The 18,488-nt window shown below is 62.2% G+C and carries 16 protein-coding genes; 9 read left to right on the forward strand and 7 right to left on the reverse strand.

Annotation, left to right across the window (positions count from 1 at the left end):
- The first annotated feature begins 164 nt into the window (after positions 1–164).
- Complete coding sequence (locus G5306_RS07625; RefSeq protein ID WP_421312669.1) at positions 165–1,028, forward strand: LysR substrate-binding domain-containing protein; 864 nt, start codon at positions 165–167, stop codon at positions 1,026–1,028.
- A 36-nt stretch (positions 1,029–1,064) separates the two neighbouring features.
- Here G5306_RS07625 and G5306_RS07630 read toward each other — a convergent pair whose 3' ends face one another.
- Together G5306_RS07630 and metE are read right to left on the reverse strand one after the other, a co-directional pair.
- Complete coding sequence (locus tag G5306_RS07630; RefSeq protein ID WP_421312743.1) at positions 1,065–1,772, reverse strand: substrate-binding periplasmic protein; 708 nt, start codon at positions 1,770–1,772, stop codon at positions 1,065–1,067.
- A 217-nt stretch (positions 1,773–1,989) separates the two neighbouring features.
- Positions 1,990–4,254: a 5-methyltetrahydropteroyltriglutamate--homocysteine S-methyltransferase gene (gene metE / locus G5306_RS07635; protein WP_421312670.1), complete on the reverse strand. Its 2,265-nt coding sequence runs from the start codon at positions 4,252–4,254 to the stop codon at positions 1,990–1,992.
- 276 nt (positions 4,255–4,530) lie between these two features.
- On the opposite strand from metE, the gene G5306_RS07640 reads away from it, so the two are divergent.
- Positions 4,531–5,439, forward strand: a complete 909-nt coding sequence (locus G5306_RS07640; RefSeq protein WP_368227032.1) for a LysR substrate-binding domain-containing protein — start codon at positions 4,531–4,533, stop codon at positions 5,437–5,439.
- 6 nt (positions 5,440–5,445) lie between these two features.
- On the opposite strand, the gene G5306_RS07645 is transcribed toward G5306_RS07640, so the two are convergent.
- Positions 5,446–6,381, reverse strand: a complete 936-nt coding sequence (locus G5306_RS07645; protein WP_421312671.1) for a LysR substrate-binding domain-containing protein — start codon at positions 6,379–6,381, stop codon at positions 5,446–5,448.
- A gap of 192 nt (positions 6,382–6,573) precedes the next feature.
- On the opposite strand from G5306_RS07645, the gene G5306_RS07650 reads away from it, so the two are divergent.
- The 4 genes from G5306_RS07650 (at position 6,574) to G5306_RS07665 (ending at position 10,528) form a co-directional block, all read left to right on the forward strand.
- Positions 6,574–7,311: an isochorismatase family protein gene (locus G5306_RS07650; RefSeq protein WP_421312672.1), complete on the forward strand. Its 738-nt coding sequence runs from the start codon at positions 6,574–6,576 to the stop codon at positions 7,309–7,311.
- A gap of 58 nt (positions 7,312–7,369) precedes the next feature.
- Positions 7,370–8,269: a pirin family protein gene (locus tag G5306_RS07655; protein WP_421312673.1), complete on the forward strand. Its 900-nt coding sequence runs from the start codon at positions 7,370–7,372 to the stop codon at positions 8,267–8,269.
- Positions 8,266–9,525 carry a CynX/NimT family MFS transporter gene (locus G5306_RS07660; RefSeq protein WP_421312674.1) on the forward strand — a complete coding sequence of 420 codons (1,260 nt, stop codon included), beginning with the start codon at positions 8,266–8,268 and terminating at the stop codon, positions 9,523–9,525. The genes G5306_RS07655 and G5306_RS07660 overlap by 4 nt, the downstream gene beginning before the upstream one ends.
- A gap of 100 nt (positions 9,526–9,625) precedes the next feature.
- Positions 9,626–10,528, forward strand: coding sequence for a LysR family transcriptional regulator (locus tag G5306_RS07665; protein WP_005352600.1), 903 nt, complete (start codon positions 9,626–9,628; stop codon positions 10,526–10,528).
- Between the two features lie 124 nt (positions 10,529–10,652).
- On the opposite strand, the gene G5306_RS07670 is transcribed toward G5306_RS07665, so the two are convergent.
- Entirely contained in the window at positions 10,653–11,543 is an 891-nt protein-coding gene (locus tag G5306_RS07670) for a LysR family transcriptional regulator (RefSeq protein ID WP_421312675.1), read from the reverse strand.
- 101 nt (positions 11,544–11,644) lie between these two features.
- Between G5306_RS07670 and G5306_RS07675 the strand changes: the two genes are divergently transcribed.
- The 3 genes from G5306_RS07675 to G5306_RS07685 all read left to right on the forward strand — a co-directional run bounded on the left by G5306_RS07675 (position 11,645) and on the right by G5306_RS07685 (position 15,014).
- Positions 11,645–12,283 (forward strand): NAD(P)-dependent oxidoreductase, encoded by a 639-nt coding sequence (locus tag G5306_RS07675; RefSeq protein WP_421312676.1) that lies wholly within the window; start codon positions 11,645–11,647, stop codon positions 12,281–12,283.
- 376 nt (positions 12,284–12,659) lie between these two features.
- Positions 12,660–13,703: an isopenicillin N synthase family dioxygenase gene (locus tag G5306_RS07680; RefSeq protein ID WP_421312677.1), complete on the forward strand. Its 1,044-nt coding sequence runs from the start codon at positions 12,660–12,662 to the stop codon at positions 13,701–13,703.
- 147 nt (positions 13,704–13,850) lie between these two features.
- Positions 13,851–15,014, forward strand: a complete 1,164-nt coding sequence (locus tag G5306_RS07685) for a trans-sulfuration enzyme family protein (RefSeq protein WP_421312678.1) — start codon at positions 13,851–13,853, stop codon at positions 15,012–15,014.
- Between the two features lie 109 nt (positions 15,015–15,123).
- Here G5306_RS07685 and G5306_RS07690 read toward each other — a convergent pair whose 3' ends face one another.
- From G5306_RS07690 to G5306_RS07700, 3 genes are all read right to left on the reverse strand, one after another.
- Positions 15,124–16,788, reverse strand: coding sequence for an AMP-binding protein (locus tag G5306_RS07690; RefSeq protein ID WP_005333638.1), 1,665 nt, complete (start codon positions 16,786–16,788; stop codon positions 15,124–15,126).
- 98 nt (positions 16,789–16,886) lie between these two features.
- Positions 16,887–17,165, reverse strand: coding sequence for a YfcL family protein (locus G5306_RS07695; protein ID WP_005333639.1), 279 nt, complete (start codon positions 17,163–17,165; stop codon positions 16,887–16,889).
- 99 nt (positions 17,166–17,264) lie between these two features.
- Positions 17,265–18,380, reverse strand: coding sequence for an ATP-NAD kinase family protein (locus tag G5306_RS07700; protein ID WP_421312679.1), 1,116 nt, complete (start codon positions 18,378–18,380; stop codon positions 17,265–17,267).
- Positions 18,381–18,488: the final 108 nt, after the last annotated feature.

The following is an 18,488-nucleotide window of genomic DNA, read 5'->3' on the forward strand; positions in this document are numbered from 1 at the left end:
GGTGTTGCTCCTTCTGCGCTGATGGTGTCGGCCATCTCTGATAACTCGGCGCCCCCTGTCGGGGCGCCCGAAATGAATTGGCATAAGCATCCATCACTTCTAAAATTCCGTCCAATGACAAATATGACCACTCAACATTCCCAAAAGGAATGAAAGGAGCACTGATGGAGCTACGGGATCTGAAAGCCTTCGTCACTCTGGGGGAGGTGCTGCACTTCGGCCAGGCGGCGGTACGTCAGCACGTTACCCAGTCGGCCCTGAGCAAACAGATAAGGCGGCTGGAGGAGGAGCTGGGCGGCGAGCTGTTCGAGCGCAACGCCAGTACCACTCGCCTCACCGGACTGGGCAGGGCGCTGTATGAGGATGCCCGCGCTGTGGTCATCCAGAGCGAACAGCTCTCGCGCACCGCCCGCGACGTGCTGGCGGGCAATGTCGGCACCCTGCGCATCGGCTTTGGCGTGGCCACCAAGATCCTGGTGCCCGCCGCCATCGCCCGCTTTCGCGCCGAGCGGCCGCAGGTGACCATCGAGCTCAACGATCTCTCTACCCACCACCAGCTGCTGGCCCTCAGTGAAGGCAAGCTGGATCTCGGTTTTTGCCGCCTGCCCGCCCCCAAGGGGTGGCACGCCCTGCCGGTGGTCGAAGCCCACTTTGTCGCCGTACTGCCCGCCAGCTACCGCGATGTGAGGGAGTTGGCGGATCTGGTGGACAAACCGCTGGCGATCCTGCGTCGTGACAAGGCGCCGTCGTTTTACGATCACCTGATGAACTATCTGGCCCAGAGCGGGCTGCGTTTTCGCGATATCCAGTACGTCAACGACTTCGCCGCTGGCGTCGCCACCGCGGCAGCCGAGATCACCTGGACCCTGGTCCCCTCCTCCACCACCATAGAGCACCCGGATGTGCTCACCCTGCCCCTTAGAGATGGGGAAGCCTGCTGGACCATTGGCCTTATCCGTCCGCCCCACAACAAGGGGCCCTTGATCGATGCCTTCTGGGCAACCATCGCCGATATGACGCCAAGATAGACACGCCGTTGGCAAACCGCAGATGGCGGCCGCGCATCAACGATAGCGTTCGACGATACGCGCCAACTCGCCGCTTTGTCGCAGCTGTTGCAGGGCACGGTTGAACTCGGTTATCCGGGTATTAAAGCGAGAGTGCTTGCCGATGCAGAGATTGAACGGGGTAGAGGCAAGCTGCAGCGGCACCTCGACCACCTGCCCGGACAATCCCAGCTGGTTGAGTTTGAAACGTGCCACCAGTGGGTCGGTCACCATCAGGTCCCCCCGACCCGCCGCCAGCATTTTGAAAACATTATCGACATTGATGGTGTGATGAACGGTGAAGCCCGCCAGGTTCTCCTTGCCCCAACCGTTACCGAAATAGTCGAGAAAGGTAAGCGATTTGAAGTCGCTCAAGCGGCTGGCACGCTGAAATTCCACCATTCGGGGATGGGCACGCTGGGTAAAAATGGTTAGCACAGTTGTAGTGACCGGCTCTTCCACAACCAGGGTATAGCTGCGCCGCTCGCGGGTGGCGATGGTGACAAAGCCATCGGCCTGCGCCATCCGCACCAGTTTTTGCGCCCGTTGCCATGGATAACCTTCGTGGTGCACCCGCAGCCCCATCTGCGCAGCCACCCGATCCATCACGTCGATCATCAGCCCGCGCATCTTGCCCTGTTCGTCACGCCACGAATATGGGGCAAAGTCGTCAAAATAGACCAGCTTCAACTCGGCCGCTGGCGCCGGCCATGCACTCTGCCACATCAGCAATCCCCACAGGATTGCGATCCTCATACCTACACCCATGGCCGCGACTCCATCCACTCCTGCCACCTCTGAGCCTAGTGCAAAGCGGGCTGTGGCAAGGCTCAGGATCCAGTGGAAAAAGTGGCCAACGAAAAAGAGAGAGGAAGCAGTGGCTTCCCCTCTCTTGTTCGTTTGTCAGCACGCCACCTTACCGATGGCTGTCACGGCTTGCCGGTTACGCCAGCTCGGCCCGCAGCGCCTTGGTGGCATCGACCATCACCTTGAGGGCGGCCTCAGTCTCTTCCCAGCCGCGGGTCTTGAGGCCGCAATCCGGGTTGACCCAGAGCCGTTCGGCCGGGATCTGCTTGGCCGCCTTGCGCAGCAACCCCTCAATCCAGCTCTGGCTCGGCACGTTCGGCGAGTGAATGTCGTAGACGCCCGGGCCAATCTCGTTGGGGTAGTTGAAGCGTTCGAACGCTTCGAGCAACTGCATCTGGCTGCGGCTGGTCTCGATGGTGATCACATCCGCATCCAGCGCTGCCACCGCCTCGATGATGAGGTTGAAGTCGCTGTAACACATGTGGGTGTGGATCTGGGTGCTGTCCGCCACCGGGCTTGCGCTCAGACGGAAGGCGCGCACCGCCCAGTCGAGATAGGCCTGATGATCTTGCTTGCGCAGGGGCAAGCCTTCGCGGATCGCCGGTTCGTCGATCTGGATGATCTTGATGCCGGCGGCTTCCAGATCTGCCACCTCGTCGCGAATAGCCAGCCCGATTTGCAGGGCCGATTGCTCGCGGCTCACATCTTCCCGCGGGAAGGACCAGCAGAGGATGGTCACAGGACCGGTCAGCATCCCCTTGACCGGCTTGTCGGTCAGGCTCTGGGCAAATCGGGTCCATTCGAGCGTCATGGGGGTCGGGCGGTCAATATCGCGGGTGATCACCGGCGGCTTGACGCAGCGTGAGCCATAGCTCTGTACCCAACCGAAGCGGGTGATGGCAAAGCCATCCAGCAGTTCACCGAAATACTCCACCATGTCATTGCGCTCGGCCTCACCATGAACCAGCACGTCCAACCCGATGGCCTCCTGACGCGCGATGGCATCGCGGATCTCGGCCTTAATGCCAGCCTCGTAGGTACTGTCATCGATGCGACCGGCGCGCCAATCCTGCCGCAATACCCGGATCTGGGAGGTCTGCGGGAAGGAGCCTATGGTGGTGGTGGGCAGCAGCGGCAGTTTGAGATCCGAGCGCTGCAGCTCGGCCCTGACCGGATAGGGGCTGTGGCGATCAAAATCGCTGTTGGTGAGGCTGGCGAGCCGTGACTGCACCGCTTTTTTGTGCACCCGGCTGTCGGACTCCCGATCGACGATGGGCTGGCTGTAGGCGGTGATTTTGTCGAGCTCGCCCCCATCCAGATACTCTCTGAGCAGCCCCAGCTCGAAACATTTTTGCAAGGCGAAAGCGAACCAGCTGCGGGTCTGGGGATCCAGCTCCTGCTCCAGGGTCAAATCCACCGGGCTGTGCAGCAATGAGCAGGATGAGGCCACCCAGAGCCGCTCGCCGAGTTTGGCTTTCAGTGCCTTCAGAGTCGGCGCCAGCTTGGCCAGATTGGCACGCCAGACGTTGCGGCCGTTGATCACCCCGGCTGAGATGACCCACTGGGCGGGCAGATGCGGCACCAGGGTTTCCAGCTGCTCGGGGGCGGCCACCAGATCCAGATGCAGGCCATCTACCTTGAGGCTGGTGATAATGTCGCGCTGATGGGCCACCGAACCGAAATAGGTGGTGAGCAGCAGCTTGCAAGGGCCCGCAAGGCGCTCGTAAGCGTTGAGGTAGGCCAGCCGCCACTCGTCCGGCAAGTCCAGCGTCAGCGCCGGTTCGTCGATCTGTACCCACTCCACCCCTTGGGCGGCCAACTTGGCCAGGATCTCCTGATAGACAATCAGCAGGCGATCGAGCAGTTCAAGGCGAGAGAAGCCGCTCTCTTTCTCCTTGCCGAGCCAGAGGTAGGAGACCGGTCCCAGCAGCACCGCCTTGACCGGCAGCCCCAGCGCTTTGGCCTCTTCCACCTCGTCAAACAGCTGGCTCCAGCCCAGCTTGAAGCGCTGTTCACGGCTGAACTCCGGCACCAGATAGTGATAGTTGGTGTTGAACCATTTCGTCATCTCGGCGGCGGCCGCCGCCGGGCCGGTCGGCGCACGGCCGCGGGCGACCCGGAACAGGGTGTCGAGATCGGTCTCGCCATGGCGGTGGCGGGCAGGCACCGCATCTACCAGCAGGCTGGTGCCGAGCACCTGATCGTACCAGGCAAAGTCGCCCACCGGCAGCAGATTGACCCCGGCGCCGAGCTGGGCCTGCCAGTGGCGCTCACGCAGCGTCTTGCCCACGGCAACGAGTTCGGCCTGAGTGGTCTCGCCACGCCAGTAGGATTCGAGGGCAAATTTCAGCTCGCGCTTTGCGCCGATACGGGGGAAGCCCAGGGTGTGTGCTCGTGTCATAGGTTCATTTCCTTATGCTCATTCATCTGATGGGAAACTGGATGATTTAGCCATCCAGATGTTTACACATCCAAAATGACAAGATAAGGTGACGCTGGCTATTGAATCCTCTTCAAGTGGCTCTCAAATAATCCTCAACTGACCGCCAGTCAGGTTCACCGCGAGGATACAGAGGCCGTTTTTTACAGGTGCAAGAGGTGCCGGAGTCAAGAAGCGCAGCAGGTCACCGCCGACCGCAACCTCAGCGCCATACGCAATCTCACAAGGAGCCATCTTATGGCAGTGCCAAGCAATGCAGGGATAGAGATCAAACACTTGAAAACATTGACCGCGCTGGCCGAGCAGGGCTCGCTGGCCGGTGCGGCGCTGACCCTCAACCTCACCCAGTCCGCCCTCTCCCACCAGCTCAAAGAGCTGGAGACCCGCCTCAATCTGGAGCTTTACCTGCGCAAAAGCCGCCCGCTGGTGCTGACCGCGGCAGGCAGCCAGCTGCTCGCCTTTGCCCGTCAGGTACTGCCCGCCCTGGCCCAAACCGAGAAACAGCTGCAGGCCTTGCAGAGCGGCGATGCGGGAAGGCTGCATTTGGCGCTCGATTGCCACAGTTGCATCCAGTGGCTGCTGCCGCTGTTGCCCGATTTTCGCCGCCAGTGGCCCGGGGTAGATCTGGAGGTGGAGTCAGTGCCGGGCTTTGATGCCATCAATGCCCTGCTCGGCGGCCAACTCGACCTGCTGCTCACCTCCGATGTGCAGGCCCGGGGCGATCTCCACTTCGAGCCGCTGTTTGCCTTTGATCTGACTCTGGTGATGGCGCCGGATCACCCCCTCTGCCACCGGAGCCACATCGAGCCGGGCGATCTGGGGGCGGAGGTGCTGCTGGTCTATCCGGTGGAGCGCAGCCGCATGGATATCTTCAACCGCTTTTTGCAACCCGCCGGGGTGGAGCCCGCCCGCTGCAAGCCGGTGGACAACACCTCGGTGATGCTGCAGATGGCCGCCGCCGGCCTCGGGGTCGCCGCCCTGCCGCGCTGGGCCAGCAACGAGTTTGTCAGACAGGGGATGCTCTGCGCCCGCCCCCTCGGCAGCGGTATTCGTCGCCATATGTACGGCGCGGTGCGGGCCGCCGATCGGGATCAAGCCTGCCTGCAGAGCCTGTTCGAGCGCATTCGCCGCAAGATGGAGGGATAGCCCTCCTCAGCGTGGCCGACCGACCTCTGCCAGCAGTGCAGGCAACTGCACCTTGATAAAGTCGATGAGGGCCCTGACCGCTGGTGACAGACCGCGCCGCGCGGGATAGAGCATCACCAGCTTGCCATCTTTGGGGCGCCACTCGGGCAGCAGTTGTTGCAGCCGCCCATCCGCCAACTCACTCACGCAGGCGTAAAGTGGCAAGCCCACCATCCCGAGCCCCGCCAGCGCCGCCTGTTTGAGGGTTTGCACATTGTCGCTGCGCAGCAGCACATTGACCGCCACCTCCTCACTCTCCCCGCTATCGTGCCGCAGCCGCAACAGATCGGCCTGACGCTCCAGCGAGCTGAAAAGCAGGGCATCCTCTCCTTCCAGCTGGCGTGGATGCGCCAGCGCATTGTGGCGCGAGAGCCACGCCGGGGTCGCCAGCACGCCCCACTGCACCGTGCAGAGCGGCACCTGCACCAGACTGGAGGGGGGCTGCTCGAAGGCCACCCCGCGGATCACCACATCCAGCCCCTCCTCCAGCAGATCCACCTGCCGGTTGCTGGCTTGCACGGCGAGTCTCACCTTGGGGTATTGCGCCATAAAAGCGGGCAGCAAGCGGGCGAGCAGCGCATCGGCGATGGTAATGGGCACGCTGATCCGCACCAGACCGCTCGGCTCCTGCTGCCGTTGCCGCACCGCCGCCTCTCCGGCCTGCGCCTCAGCCAGCATCGCCTGACAGTGGCGATAGAGCACCTCACCGGCATCGGTCAGGCTGAGCTGGCGCGAGGTACGTTGCAGCAGCCGGGTATCCAGCCGCTCCTCCAGCAGCCGGATCCGGCGCGAGATCCGCGACTTGGGCACGCCAAGCGCCCGCGCGGCGGCAGTGAATCCCTGCCGTTGCACCACATGGGTGAAGAGATAGAGATCATTCAAATCAAGTTCCAGTGGTGTCATCGGGCAGCCTTGGTCAGGGTGAGGATCATTCACATCGTTCCACCAATGGAACGATAAGAACCTATTTCACCAGATTGTCGCCATTTTTGCAGCCATCATAATGGCCCTGTCCCCATCAGACGGTTGCTGCGCGGGCAATCCGCCCCACCAGCAAGGGCCGTTTGACTGTTCCGATATCACAAGGAGTTCACCATGAAACTGCGACAAATCTGCTCTGCCACCCTGCTCGGTCTGGCGACCCTGACCGCCACCCTGGCCACCACAGCGACACCGGCCATGGCCGCCGAGGCTGCCAGACATCCGACCGTATCACCGAACCGCTATCTGGAGATGCTCTCCCGAGACAATGCGGTACTGCTGCTGGTCGACCATCAGGTCGGCTTGCTGAGCGGCGTGCGCGACACCACGGTGGGCGAGCTCAAGCACAACGTGGTGGCGCTGGCCAACGCCGCCCGCGCCCTCGGCGTGCCGGTGATCGTGACCGCTACCATGCCCGATGGCATGTGGGGCCCCACCATGCCTGAACTGACCAGTGCCCTGCCGGATGTGAAGGTGATCAACCGCACCGTCATCAACGCCTGGGACGATCCTGCCGTGCGCGCAGCCATTGAGAAGACCGGCCGCAAACAGCTGATCATCGCCGGGGTATCCCTCGAGATCTGCGCCAGCTTCCCGGCCCTCTCTGCCAAGGCTGCCGGCTATGATGCCCGAGTGGTGCTTGATGCTTCCGGCACCTTCAACGAAGCCAAGCGCACCACTGGGCTGCAACGCTTGCTGGGGGCCGGTATCCCGGTCACCGACTACGCCTCCGCCGCGGTCGAGATGCTGCGCAGCAACGTCGATCCCAAGGCACACGATGTCTACAGCGCCCTCGACATGCCTTTCGCTACCCTGGTGTGGCAGATGCAAGAAGGTGCCAAGAAGTCGTAACTCGCCCGCCTTCGGTCAGATGACCGAAGGCATCTTTTATCTTCAAGAGGTTATATCGATGACCAGACGCCTGACTCTCTCCGCCCCCGTCAAGGGCCAACCGCTGCGCATTGGCAGCGGCTTTGAAGCCAGCCATTTTGGCGAACACTTTTTCAACGGTCTGATAGACCCCGTGGTGATGGTGGATCACTTCCAGATGACCGCTCCCACCTTCGAGCCCCATCCCCATGCCGGGATCTCTGCCGTCACCTATCTGTTCGAGGATTCGACGAGCCCCCACGTCAACTACGACTCCCTCGGCAATCAGGGCCCCATCGAACCGGGCGCGCTCCACTGGCTGGCGGCCGGGCGCGGTGCCGTACATACCGAGCAGCCGGAAGGGGCATCGCCCTATGTCCACGCCCTGCAAATCTTCGTCAACCTGCCTGCCCGTCAGAAGATGGCGTCGCCTTTTGCCATCCACGCAGCCGCTGCCACTATCCCCGAGTTTCATGGCGAAGGGGTGCGAGTACGAGTGGTCGCAGGCCACAGCAACGGGATAACGGCACCACACTCGGCAGAACTCCCCCAACCCTTTACCCTGCTCGATGGCCATTGCGCGCCCGGCAGCCGCTTCACCCATCTGCTGGCGGCAGGCTGGAATGCCATGGTCTATTCCCTGACCGGATCGCTGACCCTGCAGGCGGAGGGAGAGCGGCACCTCATCCCGGCAGGTCACGGGATGGGTGTCAGCCTCTCTGCCGATGGCGGCGAGGCTGTGGCTCTGCAGCTTGAGGCCACCGAGCCCTGCCACTTCGTGCTGCTCTCAGGCCAGGCGCTCAATGAACCCCTGGTCAAACATGGCCCCTTCGTCATGAACAGCCACGACGCCATTGCAGATCGGCTGCATGCCTATCAGCGCGGCGAATTTGGTCAGCTCAACGATGAGTGGCTGCGCAACGGCCAATATCGGCCATGAGCACGCTCGCTGGCCACCAGCCACAAAGCACGCGCTGGCCTCTGGTCTTCCTCGCCATTTTTGCCGGTGCCAGCGGCGCCCTCTGCCTTGGCAAAGTGCCCGCCGTACTCGGCATACTGCGCAGCGAGCTGGGGCTGACACTGGTCGAAGCCAGCTATCTCGCCTCAGCTTTCAATACGCTGGCGATCCTCTGCAGTCTCTTTCTCGGCCTGCTGCTGACCCGCTGGAGTGGGCGGCAAACCGGGGTTGTCGGGCTTTTGGTTATCGTCACAGGCGGGGCGTTGGCACTGCCCGCCACCGGGCTGGCCATGATGCTGCTGTCGCGCATTGTCGAGGGGATTGGCTTTTTGCTGGTCTCGGTGGCCATGCCCGCCTTTATCGTGGCGGTAACCCGGGAGGAGGACAAACGGCTGGCCTTGAGCCTGTGGGCGGTCAACCTGCCCCTCGGTGCGGCGGCGGGTATGCTGATCACCCCCTGGCTCACGGCGCAAGGGGGCTGGCGACTGGCCTGGCTGCTCCTGATGATCCCGCAACTCTCTGCCCTGCTGCTTCTGCTCGCCAGTCGCTCGGCAGATGGGCTGCGGGTCGGGGGGCCCCAAAGCGCGGCTAACGCAGGCCGCCCACTGCGCCAGCTCACGGTGCTCCGGCAGAAGGCACTCTGGCGCTACGGGTTGGCGTTCACGCTCTACAGCCTGATGCTCTGGGCGCTCTTTGTCTGGCTGCCAACCATGTTGCAAGGCAGCCCCGGGATTGGCCAAAGCCAGATCGCCCTGCTTTCGGCACTGGCGGTGGTCGCCAATATTCCCGGCAACCTGATGGGGGCATGGCTGCTGCGCCGGGGCGTAGCGCGAGACCGGCTCATCAGCTGGGCACTGGGTCTGATGGCGCTGTGCGGCATGCTCGCCTTCTGGCCCGGCCTGTCGCCGTGGTGGGCCTATGGATTGTGCCTCGTCCTCTCCCTTTCGGGTGGCATGGCGCCGCCAGCGATCCTCTCGTCAGCGCAGGGAGTGAGTCAGGGGCCGGTGCAACTGGCCATCGTGCAGGGCTTTTTTGTCCAGCTCGCCAACCTCGGTCAGCTGCTGGGGCCCTTGCTGCTGGCGGCCCTGATGACGGACAGCGGCCATTGGGGAAGCGCTCGCTGGCTCTTTCTGGGCGGCTTGCTGCTGGTCGCGCTACTCTATGCCGCGGGCCACCTGCCGGGCTCAAGCATGGCGGCAAAACAGGCTCGATCGCATTCGCGGCAAGATGAAAGGTGACGAATAGAGAGGGAAACATCACAGTTATCGCAGGGAATACTGGCCGGACAAGAGGCTGTTCAGTATGTTAACTGTTTAATCTTGCTTAACGGTAGCCACCATGTCTCAAGTAGATCTCAATCTCTTTCGCGTCCTCGATGCGGTGATCCGCTATGGTGGTGTCACCACGGCCGCCGAGATGATGGAGATGACCCCCTCGGCCATCAGCCAGGCCATCAGCCGCCTGACCACCCTGGTGGGCGAGCCGCTGTTTGTCCGCCAGGGACGCGGCATCACCCCCACGGCGCGAGCGCTCAGTCTGCACCACGAGATCATGGTGCCGCTGCACGACATGGAGCGCAGCCTGCAGCGCACCGATCTCTTTGATCCCCAGACCAGTCGGCGCACCTTTCGCATAGCGGGGGTGCCCGATATCGATATCTTCTTCCTGCCGGAGCTCAACAACCTGCTGCAGACCCAAGCCCCCAACTGTCAGCTGGAGTGGAACACCCAGGTGCAGGACGAAGCCCTGCGCCAGAACAGCCTCTATCTGCACAGCGTGGATCTGGTGCTGGCCACCAAGCCGATGGCGGAGCAGGGGATCGAAAACGAGCAGATCATGTCCCAGGCCCTGCGCATCGCCTGCCGCAAGGATCACCCCAGGATCCGCCAGGCCCCCGACATGGCCACCTTCTTCAACGAAAAGCACGTGGTATTGCAAACCAGGCGGCTCGACAGCTTGCTGCTTAACACCCTGACCAAGGCGCCGCTGCCGCCGCGCCAGATTGCCTACGAGAGCGACTCCCTGCTCACCGCCCTTCATCTGGTGAGTCGTACCGACTGGCTCTGCGTCGCCAGCCAGTGGCACATGGAGAAGCTGGGGCAAGCGCTGGATCTGGCCAGCTATCCCCTCCCCTGGCTCTCGGAGGATTGCCCCGTCTACATGAGTTGGCACAAGAGCTCCGGTCAGGATACCGGGCTTAATTGGCTCAAAGATCAGGTGCGGGCCGTCAGTTCGTTTTAAGTATGCTTAACAGTCAAGCATGCCCATCTTCTCATCCGGGCTATCGCTCTTCTCGACAAACCGCCTTATGGATAATCCCCCTTCAGGATAATCGGGCGCCTTTTCTCAACCATTAAGGCGCAGCTCATGACGACATCGTCGTGCCGAAATAGCTGCGCAGCGCCTCCACCACCCGCCGCACCTTCTCCGGGATCTCCCGCTGCGGCGTGATGGCGTGGATCTCCATCGGTGCCACCCGAAAACCGGGCAACAGTTCGAGCAGACGCCCCTGCGTCAGATCCTCGCCAATTTCTCCCTCCGGTTGCAGCGAGATCCCCTGCCCCGCCAGCGCAAACTGGCGCAGGGGCAACACGTTATTGCAGAGCACCTTGGCCTTGAACCTCACCCTGTGCTCGCCCCCCTTCTCGTCAAGCAGCAGCAAACCGTTGCCCAGCATGTCGCCGCAGAGCCAGTCGTGGGTGGCCAGATCGGCGGGCATGCGCGGCGTCCCCTTGCGCGCCAGATAGGCGGGAGCGGCGCAGAGCAGCATCCGGGTCTGCCCCAGTTTGCGGGCCACCAGGGTCGAGTCAGGCAAGGTGCCGACCCGCAGCGCCACGTCGATCCGCTCGGCAATCAGATCCCGCTTCTCGTCGTCGGCGATGATCTGGATGGTGAGGCCGGGATGGGCCTGCAACAGCGGCGAGAGGGCCAGAGCCAGCGGCTGGCCCGCCATCCCCACCGGGGCGGTGATCCGCACTTCCCCGAGCAGGGCGTCGCGCACCTCCGAGAGGCGCAGCTCGGTCTCGCTCAGAGTCTGCTGCAACGCCCGACACCCTTGCCACACCACCTCTCCCGCCTCGGTCAGACTGAGACGACGGGTGGAGCGATGGAGCAGGGGCAGTCCGAGCAGGCTCTCCAGCTGACTGATATGCTGACTGACGGCGGAGGGGGTCATGCCAAGGGATTTGGCCGCCCCTGTCATGCTGCCCGCTTCCACCACGGCGGCGAAGATGGCGTAACGTCTGAGCTGTTCCATTATTAAATCCAGCTTATAAGTGAATGCATTTTTGAGGTGATTATTAAATCATAAATGGCAGCGTAGGATAGCCCCATTCCAACAGTGAAGGAGAGTTCCCCATGAAGATTGCCCTGATCGGTGCCAGCGGTTTTGTCGGTTCAGCCATCCTGAACGAGGCCATCAGCCGCGGCCATCACGTCACCGCCATCGTCCGCGATGTCAGCAAGGTGGCCGCCCATCCGCAGGTCACCGCCGTGGCGGTGGATGCCCAAAACCCGCAGGCATTGGCCGAGGTGCTCAAGGGGCACGATCGGGTGATCAGCGCCTACAACCCGGGCTGGACCACAGCGGATATCTACGACCAGTACCTCAAGGGCGCCAACGCGATCGTCGCAGCAGCCAAAGCGGCCAACAGCTGGCTGCTGGTCGTGGGTGGTGCCGGCAGTCTGGAGGTTGCCCCCGGCGTGCAACTGGTGGATACCCCGGAGTTCCCGGCCGAGTGGAAACAGGGGGCACTGGCGGCCCGCGACGGTCTCACCGCCCTGCGTCGTGAAACCGCCCTCGACTGGCGCTTTGTCTCTCCCCCGGTGTTCCTGGAGCCGGGCGAGAAGCGCGGCGGCTATCGGATTGGTGGCGATCAGGTGCTCTTTAGCGGCGAACAGCCTGCCGGGATCACCGCCGGTGATCTGGCTGACGGTGTGCTGAACGAGGTGGAAAAACCGGCTCACCAGCGCCAGCGCTTTACCCTGGGTTACTGAGAGCCAGCAGGCGGTTAAGGCCAGAATACGCGGCCACTCGCCCGTGCACCCGGTCAGGTGAAAAACCGCTCAATCAGAAGGGAGGCATCCGCCTCCCTTCTGTTTTGGTCATTTTCTGTTTTAGCCATTTTTGCCGCTGGCAGCTTGCCTGCCTCCCAATCATTCCCCTTTTAGCTCTCAATGGCTGCGCAAAAAACCGTCAGCCCATCAGGCGCCGAATTCCATTTCGAATTTTGTATATAACTAAGAATAATTTGTTGTTTCCGTCTTATAACACCGAACAGTAGCATCCCTTTATTCCAGATGGCGCCACACCGCTGCGCATACAGCCACACTGTCGCGCCATCCCGTATAACGAAAGAGTGAGGAGGTGCACATGGAACATTCACCACTGCCGATCATCGATCTGGCTGCCCTCAACGGGGCACCCGACCTGCGTCGCCCTATGTTGGCCAGGCTGGCCGCAGCCGCCCGCGACGTCGGCTTTTTCTATCTGACAGGGCATGGCCTGAGTGATGCCGAGCAGCGGGAAACCCTGGCGCTGGCAGAGCGCTTCTTTGCCCTGCCGGAGCAGGAGAAGCTGGCGGTGCAGATGGTCAACAGCCCCCACTTTCGCGGCTACAACCGGGTCGGTGCCGAGCTGACACGCCAGCGGCCGGATCTGCGTGAGCAGTTCGATATCATGAACGAGGCGCAAGCCCTGCCTGCGGCCCTGATCCGTGAACCCTGGCAGCGGCTGGTCGGCCCCAACCAGTGGCCAACCGCCCTGCCAGAGATGAAAGCCCATCTGCTGGCGTGGCAAGATCGGCTGAGCGATATCACCCTCACCCTGCTGGCCGCTTTTGCCGAGGTGCTGGAGCAACCGGCCCAAGTGTTTGACGACAGTATTCGCGGCGCCCCCTACCACCACATGAAGCTGATTCACTACCCTGGGCAAGAGGCGGGCAGCAGCAGTCAAGGGGTCGGCGCCCACAAGGATCCCGGCTACCTGACGCTGGTGATGCAGGACAATCACTCGGGGCTTGAGGTCGAGACGGCCGACGGCTGGATCTCCGCGCCCCCCCTGCCGGGAGCGCTGGTGGTCAATATCGGCGAGCTGCTGGAGCTGGCCTCCAACGGCTATCTCAAGGCGACCCTGCATCGGGTGGTAAGCCCGCCGCCCGGCGTCTCGCGCCTCTCCTGCGCCTTCTTTATGGCGGCGCGGCTCGATGCCACCGTGCCCCTGCTCAGCCTCTCCCCAGAGCTGGCAGCGCAGGCGCAAGGGCCGGAGAGTGACCCGACCAACCCGCTCTTTAATCAGGTGGGGGAGAACGTGCTCAAGGGGCGGCTGCGCTCCCACCCGGATGTGACGGCGCGGCACTATGGGCCGGTGGAACCAACTCGCCTCCCGCGCACTGAAAGCGAAGCGATACCGGCCTAAGCAGCGTAAAGATCCGCAGGCGGGTATATGCATAAGCCACAAGCCGCATGCACATACCCGCGCTGACAAAAACAACAAGCAACGAACAACAAGCAACGAACAACAAAACAAGTCATGGCCAGAGCCTGGCCATCACGGAGCAACACGATGAAATTCAAGACCATGAGCGTACACAGCGGCCAGCGGATCGACCCACAGACCGGTGCCCTCACCACCCCGCTCTACCAGAGCAGCACCTTCAGCTACTTCAACGCCCAGGCGGGCAAGGAGCGCTTTGCAGGTCAGGCCCCCGGCTTTATCTACAGCCGCTTTGGCAACCCCACCACCGCCGAGCTGGAGCAGAAGCTGGCAGCCCTCGAAGGGGCCGACGAGGCGCTGGTGGTGGCGAGCGGCATGGCGGCGGTGAGCGCCATCATGTATGCGCTGGCCGACAGCGGCGATGAGGTGGCCTATATCGGCCCGCTCTACGGCGGCACCGATGCCTTCCTCAAGCAAACCTTCAGCCGCGCCGGCATCAAGGTCACCGCCTACGAGAGCGACCGGGATCTGCTGGCCAATATCCGCCCCGCCACCAAGGTGGTACTGTTCGAAACCCTGACCAACCCCACCCTCAAGGTGGTGGATCCGCGGCTGGTGGTGGAAGCGGCCCGCAAGGTGGGCGCCATTACGGTATGTGACAACACCTTCCTCACCCCCTACCTGCTGCGTCCGCTGGAACTCGGGGTCGATGTAGTGATGCACAGCGGCACCAAATATCTGGGCGGCCACGGCGACATCATCGCCGGGGTGGTGGCGGGCTCCCACGCCCTGATGAAGTCGATCCGCACCGTGGCCCTCAAGCATATCGGCTCCCCCATCGGCCCGCAGGAGGCTTACCTGCTGCAGCGTGGGGTCAAGACCCTGCCCCTGCGGATGGATGCCCACCTGCACAATGCCCAGAAAGTGGCCGAGTTCCTGGCTGATCACCCAGCAGTGAAGAAGGTGATCTACCCGGGGCTTGCCAATCATCCGGGCCACGATGCCCTCGGCGCCTTCGCCAGCGGCTTTGGCGGCATGGTGAGTATTGAACTTGAAGGCGGGTTTGAGCGCTGCGCCACCCTGCTCGATAACCTGCAGCTGTTCGTGCAGGCGGTGAGTCTGGGGGATCTCGAGAGTCTCGCTTGCCATCCGGCCAGCACCACCCACGCCGCCATGGACGAGGCGAGCCGCCTCGCCGCCGGAGTCAATGACGACCTCATCCGCTTCAGCATCGGGGTGGAAGATACCGACGATCTGATCGCCGATCTGGCCGCCGCGCTGGCGCAGATCTAACCGGGCGCGCTTTTACTCGCCGACAAAACAGCGGCGAGTGATATGCCCCAAACACAACAACGGCCCATCAAGGGCCGTTGTTGTTTGTTGGGCTATGGAAAGACGGGATTTACTCCTCCCACACCACCACTTGGGATGAGGGCCAGCGATCCCCGACCTGGGCGTACTTTTGCTCCAGCAGGTGGCGCTTGATCTTCATGGTGGGGGTCAGCACGCCGTTCTCGATATTCCAGGGGGTTTTCACCACCAGAATGCCGCGAATTTTGGCATGAGATTCCAGCTGATCGTTGACCCGTACCCGCGCCGCTTCCAGTCTGGCGTTGACCTCCTCCCGATTGCCCTTCATGGCACTCTCGGCCAGCTGCACCAGTGCAATGGGCTGGGGCATACCGTAACCAATCACGCAGAGTTGTTCGATGATGGGCTCCTGCCCCAGCAGCCCCTCGATGGGCACCGGCGCCACATACTTGCCCTTGGCGGTCTTGAACACATCCTTCATCCGGCCGGTGATGGTGAGATAACCCTCCTTGTCCAGCTTGCCCATGTCGCCGGTGTGGAGCCACCCCTCGGCATCGATGGCCTCGGCGCTGTGCTCGGGATCCTTGTAGTAACCCAGCATCATCCCTTCGCAGCGGCAAAGGATCTCCCCCTCGTCGGAGATCTTGATGGTCACCCCGATCCCCGCCTTGCCGACGGTGCCGATCTTGTCGGCGCGGAACGGGTAGTTGATGGTGGAGTAGGCGTGGTTCTCGGTCATGCCCCAGGCTTCAGTCACCTTGAGGCCGATGCTCAAATACCACTCAAGCAGCGCAGGGGAGACAGGCGCGGAACCGCAGCCGAGTACCCGTGCCTGATCCAGCCCCAGCCCCTTTTGCAGCTTGCGTTTGATAAGGCCGGAAATGAGCGGGATCTTGAGCAGCAACGCCAGTTTGTTCTGGGGCAGCTTCTCGTGGATCTTGATGCGGAACATGGCCCACAGCCGTGGCACCGAGATAAAGACGGTGGGGCGGCAGCGTTTGACATCTTCGATAAAGGTGTCGAGGGATTCAGGGAACGCGATGGTAGCGCCGCCATAGAGGCTGCCGCCGTAGATGTAGACCCGCTCGGTAATGTGGGCCAGCGGCAGATAGGAGAAGCCCCGATCGGCCTGGCTCAGGCTCACCGTCTCAACCAGCTTCTCGCACGACCAGGCGTAACGCTCGACGCTCAGCATGGCCCCTTTCGGCTTGCCGGTACTGCCAGAGGTGTAGACCAGACTCAGCAGGGAGTCAGGGGCCTGCACCGGGCTGTCAGGGATCGGCTCGTGCGCTTCCAGCAGATCGTCCCACTGGTGGCTGGCTGGCATGGTGTCATAGGGGAAGGCGATGCGCAGCAGATCGGCAGGCACCCCCGCCTCCTGACTCTTCCAGTCATCCAGCTTGCCGACGAAGATCGCTTTGGCCTCGCTATGGCGCAGCACATATTCGATGGTATCGACGTTGGCAGTCGGGTAGATGGGCACGCTCACATACTGCCCCATCTGCATCGCCAGATCGGCGATAAACCACTGGGCGCAGTTCTTGGAGAGCAGCGCAACCTTGTCACCGGCCACCAGACCGAGGTGACGCAAGGCCGTCACCATCCGCCGCGCTTCATCGGCCACTTCACCCCAGGTGAAATCGACATATTCGCGGTTGATGGTTTGACGCAGGTAGGTTCGATCAGGACACTGCCGCTCCCAGTGATAGAGCATCTCGAGCGGCAGTTTATTGGCAATACGTGAGGAGGAGGCCATAGTTTAATCCCTGAAACAAAAGGCGAAACTTATTATTAACCTTTCACTAACTTCAGGGGAAGGATAAACTCAAACTTCAGTTTGAATTGTGTATCCGATCAAGCTTCTGCGTCTTGTTGCAAACGACTCCACATCGCCTGCACCAGTTTTTCATCCTCTTCAGATAGCTCACCTTGCAAGATCGCCTCGTTGAGGCTGCGCAGCACATAGCTCTTGACGTCCCGCACCAGGGTCTTGCCTTCCAGCTCGGCCCGGGCAACGGCCAATGAGATATGACCTCGCAGGTAACCCCCCGCAAACAGCTCATCGTCGGTCGCGGTAGCAACCATGCTGTCGATCAGTCCCAACAACTTGTGCTCAAAATCGTGAATCGTCATGTAACGCAGCCTCATTTGCGGCAAAAAATTCGGGGGTATGGAACCGCAATCCGGTTGATTGCAGCTCTCTGGCGCCAGGCCAGCAGCGTCCTTGGCGTCCTATTCCGGGTTGGCCACCGGGTAGATGACCTGATCCTTGTATCCCGTGGTTATTCGCAGATAACCACGCAACGCCCGGTTTAATTCGGGATCATCGGTGTCCACCAGCAGCGGCCTGCCCTCAAGGGCGGCAAGCTTGGCTTTGGTTGCCAGCACCTGGATATTCTCCAGCCCGACACACCGAATCACCTCAGGACTCAATTGCTGATTTCCGCGCCCGAACAGATGTCCCTGTCCGCCGATCAGGGTAATGATCAGTCGGCAGCGACGGCCGCGGATCCGGGTCAGGATCTCGGCGGCGCTGAGATCCTGCCCGATAAGTCGGCCATTTTCCACCAGATCCACACCGAGCAAAGTATTTTCCAGACCGAGCTCAGCCATACAGGCTGCCACCGTGCTGCCGGAGCCCATCAGATAGAGGGTATCGGGCTCCATCTGCTCCACCACACCGGCGGCGAGATCCGCCAACACCAGCTCTTCGGACTCCTTGCCCCCCTGTTTTACCGCCTGTACGTAACGCAGATCGCCGGGCACCTTCAGCTGGCCGTAGTGGCGGGCCCGCACCTTGCCCGCGCGAAACGCCTCCTCGTCGATGTCGCGCACCTCGGCATCGATCAGGCTGAGCAGTTCCCCTGCGATCATCCGCGCCACCACCCGCCCGCTGGCGGCAGGCGTCACCCCATAGACGCCGGAGTGGATCTTGCACCCCGCCGGAATGCCAAGCACATGGCAGGACTCCCCCACCGCGGCGCAGATATCCCGCGCCGTGCCATCGCCACCGGCAAACAGCAGCAGATCGACCCCGGCTTCGCACATCAGCTCTGCAGCGTGGCGGGTATCGTCAGCCGAGGTGCTTTCCCCGACCGGTTGATAGATGACCCGACAGGGTAGTCCCAGAGATCGGGCTACCGTCTCCCCCATCTCTCCCGCCACCGTCAGCAGTTCGAACGGGACGCTCAGCTCGCATAGTGGCAACAGCGCTTGCCGCGCCCGCTCCTGCGCTTTGGGCACAGCGCCACGAGCAATCGCCTCATCCACCACGCCGTCACTCCCCTTGAGCCCCACTGCGCCGCCAATCCCGGCGACCGGATTAATAATGAACCCTAATCGAAACATGCCTGCCTCCCTTGCGATGGCCACCATTTTTATCTTTTCCCCCCTCAGGGACAAGCGCTGGCGCCCCTGCTAGAATGCGCTGCTTCAATTTTCCAACCAATTTTCAAC

Source organism: Aeromonas sp. 603404 (assembly GCF_049171775.1).
In the GTDB taxonomy this organism is placed as follows: Bacteria; Pseudomonadota; Gammaproteobacteria; order Enterobacterales; family Aeromonadaceae; genus Aeromonas; species Aeromonas veronii_A.